This window comes from Bacillus sp. TH50 (assembly GCF_016650565.1).
GTDB lineage: Bacteria > Bacillota > Bacilli > Bacillales > Bacillaceae_G > Bacillus_A > Bacillus_A mycoides.
In genome coordinates this window covers 809,732-826,762 of sequence record NZ_JAEKFM010000003.1, presented here as the reverse complement: position 1 = coordinate 826,762, position 17,031 = coordinate 809,732, and the positions used below count along the sequence as shown (strand labels likewise).

At 38.2% G+C, this 17,031-nt stretch carries 17 protein-coding genes, 1 pseudogene and 1 riboswitch; of the genes and pseudogenes, 10 read left to right on the top strand and 8 right to left on the bottom strand.

The window, feature by feature from the left end:
* Window positions 1–11: 11 nt before the first annotated feature.
* The 3 genes from rfbG to JFU23_RS04345 all read right to left on the bottom strand — a co-directional run bounded on the left by rfbG (window position 12) and on the right by JFU23_RS04345 (window position 2,725).
* Entirely contained in the window at window positions 12–1,067 is a 1,056-nt protein-coding gene (rfbG, locus tag JFU23_RS04355; protein WP_201031469.1) for a CDP-glucose 4,6-dehydratase, read from the bottom strand.
* 1 nt (window position 1,068) lies between these two features.
* The gene (gene rfbF, locus JFU23_RS04350) at window positions 1,069–1,836 is read right to left on the bottom strand and encodes a glucose-1-phosphate cytidylyltransferase (RefSeq protein ID WP_201031468.1); all 768 of its coding nucleotides are present in this window, start codon (window positions 1,834–1,836) and stop codon (window positions 1,069–1,071) included.
* A gap of 115 nt (window positions 1,837–1,951) precedes the next feature.
* Entirely contained in the window at window positions 1,952–2,725 is a 774-nt protein-coding gene (locus JFU23_RS04345) for a glycosyltransferase family 2 protein (RefSeq protein ID WP_137057847.1), read from the bottom strand.
* 225 nt (window positions 2,726–2,950) lie between these two features.
* On the opposite strand from JFU23_RS04345, the gene JFU23_RS04340 reads away from it, so the two are divergent.
* The 4 genes from JFU23_RS04340 (at window position 2,951) to JFU23_RS04325 (ending at window position 6,039) form a co-directional block, all read left to right on the top strand.
* The gene (locus JFU23_RS04340; protein ID WP_071747471.1) at window positions 2,951–3,358 is read left to right on the top strand and encodes a MerR family transcriptional regulator; all 408 of its coding nucleotides are present in this window, start codon (window positions 2,951–2,953) and stop codon (window positions 3,356–3,358) included.
* Between the two features lie 119 nt (window positions 3,359–3,477).
* Window positions 3,478–4,800: a hemolysin family protein gene (locus JFU23_RS04335; RefSeq protein WP_002137356.1), complete on the top strand. Its 1,323-nt coding sequence runs from the start codon at window positions 3,478–3,480 to the stop codon at window positions 4,798–4,800.
* A 53-nt stretch (window positions 4,801–4,853) separates the two neighbouring features.
* Window positions 4,854–5,267, top strand: coding sequence for an ATP synthase subunit I (locus JFU23_RS04330; protein WP_002084378.1), 414 nt, complete (start codon window positions 4,854–4,856; stop codon window positions 5,265–5,267).
* Window positions 5,268–5,487: 220 nt separating this feature from the next.
* On the top strand, window positions 5,488–6,039 hold the full coding sequence (locus JFU23_RS04325; protein WP_002033341.1) for a DUF2179 domain-containing protein: 552 nt from the start codon (window positions 5,488–5,490) through the stop codon (window positions 6,037–6,039).
* A 95-nt stretch (window positions 6,040–6,134) separates the two neighbouring features.
* Here JFU23_RS04325 and JFU23_RS04320 read toward each other — a convergent pair whose 3' ends face one another.
* From JFU23_RS04320 to JFU23_RS04310, 3 genes are all read right to left on the bottom strand, one after another.
* Window positions 6,135–6,362, bottom strand: coding sequence for a DUF3923 family protein (locus JFU23_RS04320; protein ID WP_201031467.1), 228 nt, complete (start codon window positions 6,360–6,362; stop codon window positions 6,135–6,137).
* 75 nt (window positions 6,363–6,437) lie between these two features.
* Complete coding sequence (locus JFU23_RS04315) at window positions 6,438–6,824, bottom strand: hypothetical protein (RefSeq protein WP_201031466.1); 387 nt, start codon at window positions 6,822–6,824, stop codon at window positions 6,438–6,440.
* A 229-nt stretch (window positions 6,825–7,053) separates the two neighbouring features.
* Window positions 7,054–8,250 (bottom strand): MDR family MFS transporter, encoded by a 1,197-nt coding sequence (locus JFU23_RS04310; protein WP_201031465.1) that lies wholly within the window; start codon window positions 8,248–8,250, stop codon window positions 7,054–7,056.
* 112 nt (window positions 8,251–8,362) lie between these two features.
* On the opposite strand from JFU23_RS04310, the gene JFU23_RS04305 reads away from it, so the two are divergent.
* The 4 genes and pseudogenes from JFU23_RS04305 (at window position 8,363) to JFU23_RS04290 (ending at window position 14,334) form a co-directional block, all read left to right on the top strand.
* Window positions 8,363–8,905 carry a CGNR zinc finger domain-containing protein gene (locus JFU23_RS04305; protein WP_085311951.1) on the top strand — a complete coding sequence of 181 codons (543 nt, stop codon included), beginning with the start codon at window positions 8,363–8,365 and terminating at the stop codon, window positions 8,903–8,905.
* A 2-nt stretch (window positions 8,906–8,907) separates the two neighbouring features.
* Window positions 8,908–9,141: pseudogene (locus tag JFU23_RS04300) on the top strand (SAM-dependent methyltransferase); the annotation flags it as partial.
* A 147-nt stretch (window positions 9,142–9,288) separates the two neighbouring features.
* Entirely contained in the window at window positions 9,289–11,796 is a 2,508-nt protein-coding gene (locus JFU23_RS04295) for a collagen-like protein (RefSeq protein WP_201031464.1), read from the top strand.
* Window positions 11,797–11,820: 24 nt separating this feature from the next.
* Window positions 11,821–14,334: a BC_3345 family exosporium-associated protein gene (locus JFU23_RS04290; RefSeq protein WP_201031463.1), complete on the top strand. Its 2,514-nt coding sequence runs from the start codon at window positions 11,821–11,823 to the stop codon at window positions 14,332–14,334.
* 81 nt (window positions 14,335–14,415) lie between these two features.
* Here the strand turns inward: JFU23_RS04290 and JFU23_RS04285 are convergent, their stop codons facing one another.
* Window positions 14,416–14,559 carry a hypothetical protein gene (locus tag JFU23_RS04285; protein ID WP_000945244.1) on the bottom strand — a complete coding sequence of 48 codons (144 nt, stop codon included), beginning with the start codon at window positions 14,557–14,559 and terminating at the stop codon, window positions 14,416–14,418.
* A 97-nt stretch (window positions 14,560–14,656) separates the two neighbouring features.
* Window positions 14,657–14,799, bottom strand: a riboswitch (cyclic di-AMP (ydaO/yuaA leader).
* 28 nt (window positions 14,800–14,827) lie between these two features.
* Entirely contained in the window at window positions 14,828–15,298 is a 471-nt protein-coding gene (locus tag JFU23_RS04280) for a GNAT family N-acetyltransferase (protein WP_201031462.1), read from the bottom strand.
* Between the two features lie 231 nt (window positions 15,299–15,529).
* Here JFU23_RS04280 and JFU23_RS04275 point away from each other — a divergent pair, with 231 nt between their 5' ends.
* Entirely contained in the window at window positions 15,530–15,778 is a 249-nt protein-coding gene (locus JFU23_RS04275) for a GlsB/YeaQ/YmgE family stress response membrane protein (protein ID WP_002033357.1), read from the top strand.
* A 64-nt stretch (window positions 15,779–15,842) separates the two neighbouring features.
* Window positions 15,843–16,964, top strand: coding sequence for an AI-2E family transporter (locus tag JFU23_RS04270; protein WP_133059517.1), 1,122 nt, complete (start codon window positions 15,843–15,845; stop codon window positions 16,962–16,964).
* Window positions 16,965–17,031 lie beyond the last annotated feature (67 nt).

The window sequence follows — 17,031 nt, the reverse complement described above, 5'->3', positions numbered from 1 at the left end:
TTATAGCCTCCTTATAAATTTTTGAATGCATCGATTTGTTGTCGTGTGAATGATTCTATATTTTCACCGGATGCATATTTTTCGTACCATTCAACGGTCCAAGCGATAGCATTTTCTGTGGATAGCTTAGGAGTCCAGTCCAGTTTATTTACTGCTTTTGTACTATCGAGTGTTAAAATAGGTGATTCATAAGGAGTATTTATAGTGGGAGAAAGTATTGTTAATGGTTTATTCCATAATTTTATTACAGATTGAATGACATCATGGACGGTTCTGTTAGCCTCGTTAATTGGTCCGAAATTCCATGCTTCTGCATACTCTTTATGCTTCCAAAGTTTCTCAGCTAAAAGGATATATCCATGTAAAGGATCCAAAACATGTTGCCACGATCGGATAGCATTTTTGTTTCGAATACTTAAAGGACGGTCTTGTAAATATGAACGAATGATATCTGGGAATAAGCGATTTTCTGCCCAATCACCACCACCGATGACATTGCCTGCTCTTACTGAGGCGAGTGAAAGGGTGTTCGTGTGAAAAAAAGATTTTTGATATGATGTTGCAACTAATTCAGCGCAAGCTTTACTAGCACTGTATGGATCGTAGCCCCCTAAACGGTCGGATTCTACAAATGCTCGATTACCGCTCCCATCATTCGCATAACATTTATCACTCGTAACATTAATAATGAGACGTACGCTTTCGACGTACTTTGCTGCTTCTAATACGTGAACAGTGCCTAAGACGTTTGTTTTAAATGTATCAATAGGATCTTTGTATGAAGTGGTGACGATTGGTTGAGCTGCTAAATGAAATATCATATCAGGTTTGTGCTGTTTTATGGCATGGAATAAAGAATCGTAATCTGTAATGTCTCCTTCAATTGTAATGCACTCTTTTGCTGCGTTACATTGTTCAAAAAGGTTAGGAGTTGAGGGAGGGTGAGAAGAGTAGCCGATTACTTCTACGCCTAAAGAAGTTAAAAAAAGGGTGAGCCATGAGCCTTTAAAGCCAGTATGTCCTGTAATAAATACTTTTTTCTTATTCCAAAAAGATGATGAAGTCATATTACCAGACCTTCCATGGAGCGTCATTATTTTCCCATAGCTCGACTAATTTATTTTTATCGCGCAATGTATCCATCGGATGCCAAAAACCAGTATGCTGAAATGCTGCCAGTTCATTTTTGTTTACTAACTGAACTAAAGTTTCGGTTTCAAAAACAGACTTATCTCCACTAATGTAATTGAAAATATCATGATTTAAAACAAAAAATCCACCGTTAACCCATCCACCATCACCTAGTGGTTTTTCTTGAAAGGATGTGACAGATTGTTTATCTAAAACGAGAGAACCAAATCTACCAGGAGGTTGTACGGCTGTAACAGTAGCCATTTTTCCGTGTTTTTTATGAAATGCAATAAGTTCTTTTATATTTACATTACTTAATCCATCACCATAAGTGAGACAGAAAGGTTCGTCTCCAACATGATTTTTTATCTTTTTAACTCGTCCACCTGTTTCGGTATTTAGACCAGTATCAATTAATGTAACTTTCCATGGTTCTATAGGATGAGAATGGCTAGTAATTGTGTTATCGCTTAAATGTATTGTGAAATCTGACATGTGTAAGTTGTAATTTAGAAAAAACTCTTTAATTGCATATCCTTTATAGCCTAAGCAAATAATAAACTCAGTGATCCTATAATGGCTAAACAAACTCATAATGTGCCATAGAATAGGTTTTGTTCCAATCTCAATCATAGGTTTTGGTTTTAAATGTGTTTCTTCCCCAATTCTTGTACCGTATCCACCAGCAAGAATAACAGCTTTCATTTTTTCCTCCTAAAATAAAAATTTATAATATATACAGTATTCATATTTTATGCAAATGAGATTGTTTTTGATTAAGCGGATGAAATGGTGTGAGGTGATGACCATGCAAAAAACACTATGGTTTAAACTTTGGAAATAATTCTTGATATTCAGGATTATTACGGAGGTCTTGAGTTACGTTACTAAGCTCTAAAAAACGTGTTTCCAGTTCTTCAGGAGATTGACCGTAATGTGTTTGGAGTCCCATTTGAACACCTATTTTTGAAAGGGTAGGTGTAATTTGTAATTTTCTTGCCTTTGACTGTTCATTCCAAGGGCTAAAATAAAATTTTAAAATAAATGAAGGATAGTCATAAACTATATTCCCGTGCCGCGAATAATGTCTACCAGGTAAATATGCACCATCTAGATGATTGTGAATAAATCTCCAGGCACATCCGGCTTTTGGGTTATAAGGGAAGACGCCGTGGTATCGTTGTTCTACTAATGGGATAGAGTATCTTGGCTTTGAATAATTGTACTTATGGCTATCTATCATTAAAATCATTCTAATCGCATACATATTTTGTCCTAGTGCATGAAGAGATGAGAAAAACTCTTCTGTATTATTACAACAAAAGAATTCAGTAGTATTTAAAACGATTTTCCAACCTGAAATTTCTCTTTCAATTCCCATCACTTCAATATCAGTATTTGTTGGATCAAACTCAAGAAATCTGGAATCTCGCACTTCCCAGTGGGGTGCGAATAATTTACAAATCTCTACGGAACGATCAGTAGAACCTCTATTAATTAATATGCCGTGATCAAATATTTTTGTATGATGCATAAGCCACCATGGAAGTAGGTATTCTTCATTATAAAAATGAGAAATGATAGTTTTTTTAATATTAATCTCCTCCTATACAAGCAATCGTTATTAGTAAGGTATGCTGTTAAATAAGAAAGGTTGAAAGGAAAAAGCTGTATAGTTATAGATTAATTGTTTTTATTAATAAAGGATGAAATTTAGAAATTTGTATAATTTGTAAATGATAACCATCACGTTTGACTGTACAGTTTATGTACTGTATGATAGTAGTAATATAAACAAGGGGGGAAGATCGTTGGGAAGGTGTATCGAATCGGACAGTTGGCTCTCATGGCTCACGTGTCGAAACGAACGATTGATTATTATACGAATCTAGGTATCTTAAAAGCGGAGCGATCTCAATCTAATTATCGCTATTACGACGAAACAGCATTTGAGACATTACAATTTATTGAGAAGTGCAAAGAAATGCATATGCCGCTTTGTGAGATTAAAGAGAAGATCGAGGAGAAGAAGAAGCTGCTCGGTATCAATGAACACGTTTCGAAACATGTGAATGAAGTGACAGACCATATTCATAGATTAGAAGCAGAACTAACAGAGTTAAAGCCTCTTTTAGATGAATTGACTGATTCACAACGTGAAAAAATATCGAAATCTTTATCTGGTCAAACGACAGCTTTAATACAGACACTTGCTCTATTATTATAGAATAAGTGAAATCCGACCTCTTTAATTTTTGTATCGGGCTATGTTTTCTAACGAACAAATAAGAAAACATTATAGTATACAGGAGGTGGACACCTTAGTTTTTTAACTAAGGGGATTCATTGGAAATATTTAATTTAGTCATGGTTGCGATTTTAATCGCATTTACTGGATTTTTCGTAGCAGCAGAGTTTGCGATTGTAAAAGTACGTTCAAGTCGTATTGATCAGCTTGTTGCGGAAGGGAAACGCGGTGCTTTAGCAGCGAAAAAGGTAACAACAAATTTAGATGAATATTTATCTGCTTGTCAATTAGGTATTACAGTTACAGCGATGGGATTAGGTTGGTTAGGTGAACCGACAATCGAAAAGTTATTACACCCGTTATTTGAGAAATGGAACATAAATCCTTCTATTTCATCAGTATTAACTTTTGGTCTTGCTTTTATGCTAATGACATATTTACACGTTGTAGTAGGGGAATTAGCTCCGAAAACGCTGGCAATTCAAAAGGCTGAAAAAGTAACGTTGTTATTGGCAACTCCGTTAATGATGTTCTATAAAATCATGTATCCATTTATTTGGGTATTGAACGGTTCAGCTCGTGTTATAACTGGTTTATTCGGTTTGAAACCAGCTTCTGAACATGAAGTAGCTCATACAGAAGAAGAATTACGTCTTATTCTTTCAGATAGCTATGAAAGTGGCGAAATTAATCAAGCTGAATACAAGTATGTAAATAATATCTTTGAATTTGATAATCGCATCGCGAAAGAGATAATGGTACCGCGTACAGAAATCGTTGGTTTCTATCTTGAAGATTCAGTAGAAGAACACATGAAAGTAATCCAAAATGAACGATACACACGTTATCCGATTTTTGGAGAAGATAAAGATGATATTATCGGTATGGTCAACGTAAAAGATTTCTTTATTCGATATATGAACAACGATCAAGAAGATTTATCATCGATTCGCACGTATATGCGTCCGATTATTGAAGTTATGGAAACGACTCCAATTCATGATTTATTACTGCAAATGCAGAAGAAGCGAATTCCAATGGCTGTTTTATATGATGAGTACGGAGGAACAGCTGGAATTGTAACGCTTGAAGATATATTGGAGGAAATCGTCGGCGAAATTCGTGATGAATATGATGAAGATGAAGCACCACCAATTCAACATGTGAACGAGTATCATAAAATTGTTGATGGAAAAGTGCTTATCTCAGAAGTAAAAGATTTGTTTGGATTACACATTGAAGAAGACGATGTGGATACAATCGGTGGATGGATTATGATGCAAAATCATGAAATCGAAGAAGGACAATACGTTGAAGCAGAAGGCTATGAATTTAAAGTGTTAGAAAAAGATGCTTATCAAATTAAACGTGTTGAAATTCAAAAAATGGAACAAGAACAAGAGAAAGCAGCAACTGTGTAAGTTGCTGCTTTTCTTCTGACACATAATAAAATGTGAAATTAGGAGCGGATATTTTGATTCAAGTAGCCTTACGTGTATATCGATTACAATTGTATACGATCTTTAGTGGTTTACTACTAATGTGGGCGGTTACTCCGTTTGGGAAACAAGTGACAGGGTTCGGTATCGGTTTAGCAGTTAGCGCATATTGTCTTTGGCTATTAGCTCGCAGAGTGGAGAAATTAGGAAGAAGTATCGTGATGAAAGAAAAGGCTCCTGGATTAGGAGTTCTAAACCGATTTGCAGCCGCAATATTAGGGGCTATCATTATGTTTGAAATTGAGCATGAAATGGAAATGTGGGCATTTGGTACTGGAATATTGGGTGGACACTTTTTAATGATTGCGAATTTAGCCTATGCAAATATGCAGCTAGTAAAAGAAGAAGAGAAGCAAAAGGAAAATGCTTCGAAAAACATAGAGCTCTGATGAAAGGGACCTAATCAGGTTCCTTTTTTGCGTTTAAAAATAAATGATATAATACGAATGATTTACTGGTACTTATCGAATTTACGCCAAACATAATACGCTTATTTTGGGGGCATTTCAATAGTATGAAAAAAAATTAAAAAAAATTAAAAAACCCATCGATTTCTAAAGCTTATGTATGTTATCATGACAAAAGAATTTGCGAAAGAGGTGGATACCAATGTTACAAGCTTTACTTATTTTTGTGCTTCAAATTATTTACGTTCCAACTTTAACAATCCGTACGATTTTGCTTGTAAAGAATCAAACAAGATCCGCTGCAGGTGTAGGATTGTTAGAAGGAGCAATTTATATTGTCAGTTTAGGTATTGTGTTTCAAGATTTATCAAATTGGATGAACATTGTTGCCTATGTCATCGGCTTTAGTGCGGGACTATTATTAGGCGGTTATATAGAAAATAAATTAGCAATTGGATATATTACGTATCAAGTTAGTTTACTAGACCGTTGTAATGAATTAGTAAATGAATTACGCCATTTTGGATTTGGCGTTACAGTATTTGAGGGTGAAGGAATAAATTCTATACGTTATCGCTTAGATATCGTTGCAAAGCGTTCTAGAGAAAAAGAACTGTTAGAAATTATTAATGAAATTGCACCGAAAGCGTTTATGTCTTCTTATGAAATCCGTTCGTTTAAAGGTGGATATTTAACGAAGGCGATGAAAAAGAGAGCATTGTTGAAGAAGAAGAAAGATGAACATGCATTGTAAAGAAAAGGGAGTAGTGCAGCTTTAAAAGCACGGCATAATCCCCATAGAAAAAAGAGAGGAATCTATATTGAAAAAGATTCCTCTCTTTTTTTGCGTTATTTTTTTCTGCTTTTTCTCAGATTAACAATTAACCATACAACTTGAATAATTAGTGGTGATATAAATGCAATTAATAAAACGATGAATGCCACTAATTTAAGCTCTGGTGTTTGAGTAACACCAGCACCATCAACCTCTCTTAGCCAAATGATAGCTGCCAATATCCCAAAAGTGGTAATCCAAAATATGTTACCAATCCCCCAAAAAATCCATCGTCTTTTCATATTAGCACCTCTTATATTTACCCTCTGTTAAAAGTATATTTTCGGTTGTTATATTTAAATGAAATAACTATAAAACTACTTTTTTTTAACTGTATATCTAACTTGTTTAAAGGTTGCCAAGTCTCCATCTTCGTTATCATCTTTCGTTTGCAAAAGTTGAACTTTTGGCTTGTAGTCTGTCCTATGAGCGTGCTCGATATCTTTAATGTTAAGTTTGTAGGATTCACCATTATTTATTTTTTGTTCCAATACTTTTTTATTGGCAACATAAATAAAAGTTACTTTATTTTCATCAATACCTTCAGTCTTAATTTCTAATTCATTATCTTTTGTTGTAATCGTTGGTGTTAATAATTCAATACTGCCGCCTCCGGTTTCTAAAGACTGTTCTACTATAGTTGAACATCCGGATGAAATGATTAGGATGAATAGAAGAAGGCTAAATCCTTTTATCTTTTTCACAAGATCCCCCCTGATTTAAAAACCTTTTGATTTGTCATTCCTAGACCGTTAGTGTGGAACATAGATAAATAGCTATTAATCTGACAATATTATACCATAATATGTAAAATGTAACAGGTGTATATTTACTTTAAGGGATAGCTTCAGGATTTTATGTTTTTTATCGTATTGAAAGATACGTTTATTATTGTAAATTCGCATTTCCTAATTTTTGAAAATTGTAATTTTTTTAAAGGTGTTTCGTATCTTTACATAGGGATTCATGTTCTTTAGAAATAAGTTTTTTAGTATATAAAATATGTAATGCAATAAAGCAGATAAGTCCAAATGTACCGAAAATAAGCCAAGGTGTATACATTCCGTTTAAGTTCGATGTAAACGATGTACCGGTATAATTACCAACGATAAAACCAAATGCGAGTGATAGTTGATAAAATCCTAAATAAGTAGCTGTATACGATTCGTTACTGTAATTTGCAATAGCGATATCAGCGTTAGGTAATACGAGCGTTTCACCGATTGTAAATAAAATTACACAAATAAATAGCCAATATGGATATTGGAATAAAGGAATGAGTAAAAAGGAAATACCCATTAATAAAACACCGTATTTAATAATAGAAAGTGTGTTGTATTTATGGAAGAGTTTCCGGAATAATACCATAAATATGACGCCTGTTATTGCATTTATCGTAATAACTAGTGTAGCGAGCTGGTTGCTATTACTAATGTTTTTCATATGAAGTGGAAGTGCGACAGTTAGCTGAGTAAACATAATATAGAAGAAAATCATAATAAATGAAAACAAAAGGAAAGATTTGTTTTGTAAGATAGACTGTATCCCTAATGTAATAGACGTGTTTTCAGTAGTGACTTGGAAGTGATTTTTAAGTAAGTAAAAGATAAAAGCGAATAACAGCATAAGAGATCCTGTTAGAGAAAAAGCATAGATTGGATCGAGTAAGAGTAAGAACCCTCCTGCAATTGGTCCGATTATTGCACCGCAATTAAAACTAAGGTTTAAATATGTAAATAAATTTTTTCTCATATGAGCTGGTTGTGAGCCGAATATGGCGCGCGCAGCAGGTTCGTAAAATGCAGTTCCGAAGCCAATAAGTGCAGAAGAAATAGAAATTGTATAGAAATCAGAGCATATTCCTAAAGCGATAAATCCGATTCCTCTTAAAAATAATCCGGCTATCATCATAATGATATAGCCTATTTTGTCAGCGATTAATCCTGAGAATAATGGGGTAACTCGTGATGTGATTGTCATAACCGTCAACACTGTTCCTACTTGAACAGCAGAAAAATGAAGAAAGCTTAATAGATAAATAGCTAAAAATGCGTATACTGCAAAATACCCAAAAGACATAAAAAATGAAGAAATAAGCATGAAACGTATCGGTATTGAGAAACTTTTCATAGAACTCCTCCTAATGTTGTAACCGGTAAAATTGTTTGATGGTTAACTATTTTATATTATAATTATACATAAAGTCAGAAAAAAGTAAATTTTAAGAAGAAGGTGGATGGAATTGAATCAAAACGCACCAAATGAATTAGAATATATTCGGGGATTTTTAAATACATGGAGAATACCAAATGATACGAGAGAGCCAATTGATTTGTTGCAAACAGAAGGTGATATAAAGCAATTTATGAAAAAACATTTTCATAAAGAGTTTCTTTTTCATACGATAGATGAATTGAAACGTTTTCGAGAAGACATTCGGCTAACAATTGAAGGGGAAGGATCGTTGCAAAAGTGGTTAGAAAAATACCCATTTCAAGTACATGTAAAGGAAGATATGAAAGGTATTACATATGAACCAATACACGAAGAGAATGTGTATACAAAAATATTAAGCGTTGTTTTAATAGCGATTCAAGAAAATTTGTGGGGAAGGTTAAAAGCATGTCCGGATTGCCACTGGGTCTTTTACGACCATTCGCGTAATGGAAGTAAAAGATGGTGTGGTATGTATGCTGGAGACGAAGGAGGAAGAGCGTGCGGTACAATTGCGAAAGTGAAAAATTACAGAGCGAAGAGAAAAGGGAAATCGGGTTATAATGTGTAATCCCTATTACGTTTGAAACATTTAAAGGAGAAAATGTACAAGCAACATTATATAAGAGAAAAATAAGTACATACATAAATGAGTTAAATAGAACTGGATTTACAGTTGAAAGAATAGAAGAACCTGAACCATCTCGTGTATTTGATCAAGAACTAACTGAGCCTTCTACGAAATATTATTCTTTATATAAAGCTAGAATGGTGCCGACAACTTTTATTATTAAGGCGAGGAAATAAAGTGTTTTATAAAAAGAAGCCTATCATTTCAAACAAATGAAATGATAGGCTTCTTTATTTTTTAAAAAATGAGGTCAAATATGTACTTTTAATGTAAAAATGCATTTTATATAAAAAGTGTAATTATTTTTGGGAAGGGGGATTGTTGTGCGTCATCATAGAAATTGCAAAAAATTCGGAGTGGCACTGCCTCTTCCGCTTATAGGAGCAACTGGCCCTGTTGGTAACAGTGGCTCAACTGGTCCAACTGAAGGGCATGAAGGTCCAGTCGGGCCACAAGGAATCACCGGACCTAGAGGAGCAACGGGTCCACAAGGTCCTCAAGGGATACAAGGAATCCAAGGAGAGAGAGGGACGATAGGAGCTCAAGGGTTACAAGGAGCTATTGGTGATACTGGAGAGTCAGGGGTTACTGGTCAAATTGGCTTACAAGGTCCTCAAGGATTAATTGGAAATCAAGGTCCAATTGGTGATATTGGAGTACAAGGATCCCAAGGAATACAAGGAGCTACAGGCCCTATTGGTAGTCAAGGTATACAAGGCCCACAAGGAATACAAGGAGAAATAGGGGAGCGAGGACAAACAGGAGCACAAGGAATGCAAGGAGAGGTGGGGGAAACCGGCATCTCAGGTGTAACGGGTCCCCAAGGTTCCCAAGGGGGGCAAGGAATACAAGGGGAGCAAGGAGGTACTGGTATACAGGGAGACGAAGGGACCCAAGGGATACAAGGAATTACTGGAGAGCAGGGTCCCCAAGGCTCACAAGGAATACAAGGTATAGCTGGAACAACAGGGTCTACAGGGATACAAGGCTCTCAAGGTATAAGTGGAACTCAGGGAATAACAGGTGTAATAGGTATACAAGGTCCACAAGGTGTGCAAGGAATACAAGGTATAGCTGGAACAACAGGTTTTCAAGGCATAAAGGGAATAAGCGGTATAACGGGAGCGACGGGTAGCGTTGGTATTCAAGGTTCAGAAGGACCACCGGGTGGTCCGACGGGAACAACAGGTCCAATTGGTCCATCTAGTGGAGTGACTGGTCCATCTGGTCCCCCTGGCCCACCAGGTGGACCAACCGGTGTAACGGGTGAAACTGGTGCACATGGAGGAACAGGGGGAACTGGTGTAATAGGCATGCAAGGGTTAGAAGGGATAACAGGTCCAACTGGACCTCAAGGTGTTAGAGGAGCACAAGGTTCCCAAGGTGTAGTTGGAGCAGTTGGAGTACAAGGGGCGCAAGGTTCTCAAGGTAACCGAGGTATAACAGGAGCAACTGGTGCAGAAGGTCCACAAGGAATACAAGGTCCGCAGGGAGAAATCGGTCCAACTGGTGCAGAAGGTCATAAAGGTATTCAAGGTATTCAAGGAATAATCGGTCCAACAGGTGCACAAGGATTGCAAGGGATACAAGGTATAGCCGGTCCAATAGGTGCAACAGGGGCGGCAGGAGTACAAGGTCCACAAGGAATTCGAGGAGTAACAGGTCAAGTTGGAGCACAAGGGATACAAGGAGTGCAAGGAATTCAAGGAGAAACAGGAGCAGCAGGAGTACAAGGAGCACAAGGAGTGCAAGGAATTCAAGGAGTAATTGGGTTGACTGGTGCTCAAGGTGCTCAAGGTCTTCAAGGAGTCCAAGGAATAACAGGCCCAACAGGAGCTATTGGTTTGCAAGGTTCTCAAGGGGTCCAAGGAATAACAGGCCCAGCAGGAGCTCAAGGTGTTCAAGGTCTTCAAGGAATACAAGGGATAACAGGTCCAACAGGTGCGCAAGGAATTAGGGGTCCTCAAGGAAATGTAGGGGAAGACGGTATAACAGGCCCGCAAGGAATACAAGGAGTGCAAGGTAGTCAGGGCCCCGAAGGACCTCAAGGAAGCGTTGGAATTACTGGTGAAACAGGAGAAATAGGCCAGGCGGGTGAAACAGGAGCGACTGGATTACAAGGGTTGCAAGGTGTTCAAGGGATTATGGGGATACAAGGAATTACGGGAATGACAGGTAATACAGGAGAAACGGGAGTAATCGGAATTCAAGGTATCCAAGGTATTCAAGGTATACAAGGCCCAACAGGAGTAAGTGGAATGACAGGGGTTAGTGGTAGTATTGGCCCAGTTGGAGCACAAGGAAGTCAGGGACCAATTGGAGCGGTGGGACTTACAGGAGCAACTGGTAGTATAGGATCTATAGGTTTCTCGGGAATAGTAGGAGCGACAGGAGCAACTGGTTTACCTAGTGGGGGCGGTTATTTCTTTTCTACTGCAACGAGTGCTATTGCAGCCAATGCGTTAATACCAATAAATTCTGGTTCTGCGATTTTTGGGGTAGGAGTTAGTTTAACAAATGCAACAACTATAACGTTAAGTGCGCCGGGGATATATTTAATAAGTTATTATTTTCAAGGGGATCCAAGTTTAGGAAATGAAACCATTTCGGTAAGGCTTGTGTTAAACGGAACGCAAGTCGCAGGGAGTTTTATTCTTTATGTTACAAAAGGTAATTTTATATTAGAACCATCGATTTCGAATACGATGGTTATTGAAGTTACTTCTCCAAATTCCACCTTGTCATTACAAAATGGTCCATTAAGTATAGGACATGTAACGACATTAGCAGGAGTAATAACAGCTAGTTTAAATATATTGAAATTAGTTTGATACACCATATATACATGGGAGGAGATGCTTGTGAAGAATCAAGATAAGTGTAGTAAGTTTCAAGCACCTATTCCTTTTCTTCCGTCAGGTATTACGGGGCCAACTGGGCCAACTGGTCCGTCAGGTCCCTTAGGCGGACCGACTGGACCGCAAGGAATACAAGGGGTACAAGGGCCGATTGGCCCGACAGGTCCGACAGGAATTCAAGGAATCCAAGGAGTGCAGGGGGCGATTGGTCCAACAGGTCCAACAGGTTTAACTGGACCAAGAGGCTCTCAAGGGAGTCAAGGACCAATGGGCTCTCAAGGTCCAATGGGAATTCAAGGTGTTCAAGGGATTCAAGGAGAAAGGGGCCCAACGGGTCCAACAGGAATACAAGGTATCCAAGGAATACCTGGTCCAATGGGAGGAACAGGTCCAACAGGAATACAAGGTATCCAAGGAATACAAGGTGAAATTGGTCCAACAGGTCCAGCAGGAATACAAGGTATACAAGGAGTACAAGGTGAAATTGGTCCGACTGGCCCAACCGGAAATACTGGCATACAAGGTATTCAAGGGAATTTAGGAAGTAGTGGTTTACAAGGTGTAACGGGTATACAAGGAATACAGGGGCCAATTGGTTCATCTGGCCCAATTGGTTCTCAAGGAATTCAAGGGACCCAGGGTTCGATGGGATTGCAGGGGGAAACCGGTGTTCAAGGTTTACAAGGTCCACAAGGTGATATGGGGTCAACAGGTCCTACTGGCTCTCAAGGAATCCAAGGAGTGCAAGGTGTAATAGGTCCGACGGGAGCAACAGGTTTGCAAGGGGATCCCGGTCCAACCGGCCCGACGGGCTCGACGGGAGTAACTGGCCCAACAGGTTCTTCAACCGGTCCGACGGGAGTGACGGGCCCAACAGGTCCACCAGGAGGTCCAACCGGAGCAACTGGACCAGCTGGATCTCCTGGTGGACCGACCGGAGCAACCGGAGCAACTGGTGCTACAGGAGCGACGGGAGCGACGGGAACAACTGGTTTACAAGGGGTGCAAGGTGTAATAGGTCCAACTGGAGCAACTGGTTTAACAGGTTTACAAGGAGTACAGGGACCGATGGGAGCAACAGGCCCAACGGGTGATCAAGGCATTCAAGGTCCCCAAGGACCGATGGGAGCAACAGGTCCAACTGGTTTACAGGGTTTACAAGGAGTACAGGGGCCGATAGGAGCAACAGGCCAGGCAGGTCCTCAAGGAGTGCAAGGGGCCCAGGGGCCAATCGGTCCAACAGGTCCTCAAGGAATACAAGGAATCCAAGGTGAGCAAGGAGTAAGAGGAGCAACCGGTCCAACAGGCCTACAGGGTCTACAAGGAATCCAAGGTCCAATTGGCCCAACAGGTCTTCAAGGAGTGCAAGGAGTGCAAGGGGCAAGTGGTATAACAGGTCCAACCGGTTCACAAGGAATTCAAGGAATACAGGGGCCACAAGGAGGTATAGGTCCAACCGGCGCGACTGGAATTCAAGGCGTGCAAGGTCCAGGGGGCCCAACAGGTCCAACTGGAGCAACGGGCCCGCAAGGAATTCAAGGAACGCAGGGTATTCAAGGCCCGACTGGCCCACAGGGAATTCAGGGAATACAAGGAATCCAAGGTCCAATTGGTCCAACCGGCCCAACTGGACCTCAAGGGATACAAGGAATAACCGGTTCAACAGGCCCGACTGGTCCAACCGGGGTAACTGGAACGACGGGAGAAACGGGTCCTCAAGGCCCTCAAGGAATCCAAGGCCCTCAAGGTGCCACTGGCCCAACGGGAGCAACAGGAGAAACAGGAGAAACGGGTCCCCAAGGTTCCCAAGGTATTCAAGGCCCCCAAGGAGAAACGGGTCCGACGGGAGCAACCGGCCCAATGGGAACAACCGGCCCTCAAGGCGCGCAAGGAATCCAAGGTCCCCAAGGTGTAACGGGTCCAACAGGAGCAACCGGCTCGACCGGAGTGACAGGTGCGACTGGTCCGACAGGAATACAAGGAATAGGAGGAGCAACCGGTGCAACGGGAGCAACAGGAGTAACTGGTGCGACGGGAGCAACGGGAGCAACCGGCTCAACTGGACCAACTGGATCATTCGCTATATCAACAGGTGGTGGATACTTCTTTTCTACATCAACAAGTACAATTGCAGCAAATGCCAATATTCCAATTAATTCGGGATCCACTTTATATGGAACTGGTGTATCTTTAACTAGTGCTACGACTGTCACAGTATCCACCCCAGGCATATATTTAGTAAGCTACTATTTCCAAGGAGACGCAAATGGTGGAAATGAAGTAGTATCTGTAAGATTACTATTGAATGGAACACAAGTAACAGGGAGCTTTATACAAAATGTAACGACAGTAACTGTAATACTGGAACCATCCATTTCAAATACGCTTCTTGTAAATGTAACGAGTGCGAATTCGACGTTAATATTACAAAACGGACCATTAAGTATCGGGCATGTGACTACTATAGCGGGTACAATAACAGCAAGTTTAAATGTAGTGAGAATATTATAAAGAAAGCACAGGAAATATAAAAAACACAAGGAATGTCTTTTTAGACATTCCTTGTGTTTTTAATTTTAAATAAACATTTTTTTATCTTTTCGGCTGAAAAATATGCTGAAAGAAGTATTTGTGATGTAAGTTATCTACAATTTTATTTGCTTGATATGTGCGGTGTTGTTCGAGTCGAAGTCTTTGCTCCATCATTTTTATTGCGTGATCTGATAAACGTAACATTGTACCAGTCTCCTTTTCTATAAATATAGTTTTCTGATTGATATCGATTCCATATTTATAACTAAGGAGGCAAAGTGTGTAACATAGGCAAAAAGCACCTTCCTCTCCCATTACGCTTACGAGGTTAGCTGTCGGACTCGGGAAGTGAGAGTTTCCCTACTTAACAAAGATTCGCCCCAAGTAGCATAGCTACAAAAATGGTTCCCCCGCTCCAAAAAATGGACTCAGCAAAAGGTTGTATAAAGTAAAAAATAACATAAATAAATAATTAAGTCAAATTATTTTGTGTTTTCTGTCTTTTGAGTTGCGTAAGGATCATGCCATCAGGTAGTGTTGTATCTGTTACTTCAATGAAGCTGTGTTTTTTATATAATGCGAGAGCTGGAGTATTCGCTTTACCTGTTTGTACAATGTATGTCATTGAAGACGAGAACATGTTAAATATATAAAGTAGCAGTTTCGTTGCGATTCCTTTTTGAAAAAAATCGGGCGATACAACTAATCTGTGGATATCGATTAGTTCTTCTTCTTGTATAAAAGAAATAAAGCCGACGAGTTTATTTTCAGAGAAATATCCATAGAATGTTTCATCACAATTTTGAATATCGTTTACAGTATCATATAAACGAGGTATTGCAGTACTGTTTAAAAAGTCTGCTTCAATTTTATAAGCTGGAATTTGAACATTTAGAATGGATAATGCTACTTCATAAGAAGTGGGAAGTAATTTATGAATCATAGATAATAACACCTCCTTTAAATATGATATATTAATATAATTGATTTGTGGGTAAGTTTGACAATTTTTTTCTTTTTTGCATATAATATATGTATCTCCATACATAAAATGTTCGTAGGTATATTTCTATAGTAGGATATGGTTAGCGTAGATAAATACGTAATCTTATATAAGAGTTTAGCTACTCTTGTATTTGATAATACAAACTATAATAGAAATGAGGGACTAAAAATGGGATGGATTATTACATTAATAGTTGGTGCTATTATAGGTATAATTGCTAGTTCTATAACGGGTAAAAATTTTCCAGCTGGTATGTTTGGAAATATAATTGCTGGTTTACTAGGAGCTTGGTTAGGTAGTAGATTATTTGGATCTTTTGGGCCATCATTTGGTGGGATTCATGTCGTGCCAGCATTATTAGGTGCAATTGTGTTAATTCTTATTGTATCATTTGTAGTAAAAGCTGCAAGAAAATAAAGGCTATTACTGATTGTTTTATAAAGCCCTTTTAGGGCTTTTCCTAATTAGAGAGGTGGTACACTTGGAGAAAGTAAATATAAGAAAAAGAGATAAGTTGAAAAAGTTTTTTAAAGAACAAAATTATTTAGCTGTACTACTTGGATTCGCGTTGCTGTTTGTAAATATATTATTACTTACAAAAATATCATTCGTTTTTACACCGTTCGTCGTATTTTTAAAAACAATCTTTTTCCCAGTATTATTAGCGGGAGTACTATTTTATATATTGCATCCATTCGTTTCTCTTTTAGAGAGAAAAGGTGTGTCGAGAATTGTGTCAATTGCCTCGATATATATAATTGTTCTTGGATTATTTGTTTTTCTTGCGGTCACGGTTATTCCAATTATTAAAGATCAAGTAAATGCTTTAATAGATAACTTGCCATATTTCGGGCATGAAATCGAAAGGGCAGCACGTAAATTTGGAGAAAGTAATGTAATTGGTAGAATGCAGGAAAGTTTAAATATTGATTTTGCTAATATCGTAAAAGATTCTACAATGAACTTTACAAAATCATTATCATCAGTAACAGGAAATGTAACTGGATTTTTAAGTACAATTACTGAAGTTGTTTTAACATTTGTAATGGTTCCATTTATTTTGTTCTATCTTTTAAAAGATGGTGAGCAATTACCGAATCATTTTTTAAAGTTTATATCTGAGCAAAGACAACCAGCTGCGAAGAGAATACTAGATGATATGCATTATGCGATTAGTTCGTATATTAGAGGACAAATTATTGTTAGTTTATTTATCGGTATTATGCTATTAATCGGTTATCTTATTATTGGTATTAAATATGCGGTACTACTCGCTATTTTAGCGATGATTGTAAATATCGTTCCGTACGTAGGACCAATCATTGCAATTACACCAGCTTTAATTATCGCATTTATCGACTCGCCATCAATGGTGTTAAAAGTAATTATCGTTATGATGATTGTACAATTAGCAGAAGGTAAATTTATTTCTCCGCAAGTCATGGGGAAAAAGTTAGATATTCACCCGATTACTATTATATTTATCATTTTAACTGCTGGAAATTTATTTGGAATTATGGGGATTATTTTAGCAATTCCAGGATATGCGATATTAAAAGTGTTAGTTACGCATAGTTATAGATTTGTTAAGTTGAATACGTAAAAAAGAGCTAAAACAGTTTTATCTGTTTTGAACTGCACCCCAATTGTTAGACACAGTCTAACAATTG

Excerpts from the sequence above, each read along its gene's own strand:
- rfbG (WP_201031469.1), bottom strand. The coding sequence starts at position 1,067 with ATGACTTCATCATCTTTTTGGAATAAGAAAAAAGTATTTATTACAGGA.
- rfbF (WP_201031468.1), bottom strand. The coding sequence starts at position 1,836 with ATGAAAGCTGTTATTCTTGCTGGTGGATACGGTACAAGAATTGGGGAA.
- JFU23_RS04325 (WP_002033341.1), top strand. The coding sequence starts at position 5,488 with ATGTTACAAGCTTTACTTATTTTTGTGCTTCAAATTATTTACGTTCCA.
- JFU23_RS04320 (WP_201031467.1), bottom strand. The coding sequence starts at position 6,362 with ATGAAAAGACGATGGATTTTTTGGGGGATTGGTAACATATTTTGGATT.
- JFU23_RS04310 (WP_201031465.1), bottom strand. The coding sequence starts at position 8,250 with ATGAAAAGTTTCTCAATACCGATACGTTTCATGCTTATTTCTTCATTT.
- JFU23_RS04290 (WP_201031463.1), top strand. The coding sequence starts at position 11,821 with ATGCTTGTGAAGAATCAAGATAAGTGTAGTAAGTTTCAAGCACCTATT.
- JFU23_RS04285 (WP_000945244.1), bottom strand. The coding sequence starts at position 14,559 with ATGTTACGTTTATCAGATCACGCAATAAAAATGATGGAGCAAAGACTT.
- JFU23_RS04280 (WP_201031462.1), bottom strand. The coding sequence starts at position 15,298 with ATGATTCATAAATTACTTCCCACTTCTTATGAAGTAGCATTATCCATT.
- JFU23_RS04275 (WP_002033357.1), top strand. The coding sequence starts at position 15,530 with ATGGGATGGATTATTACATTAATAGTTGGTGCTATTATAGGTATAATT.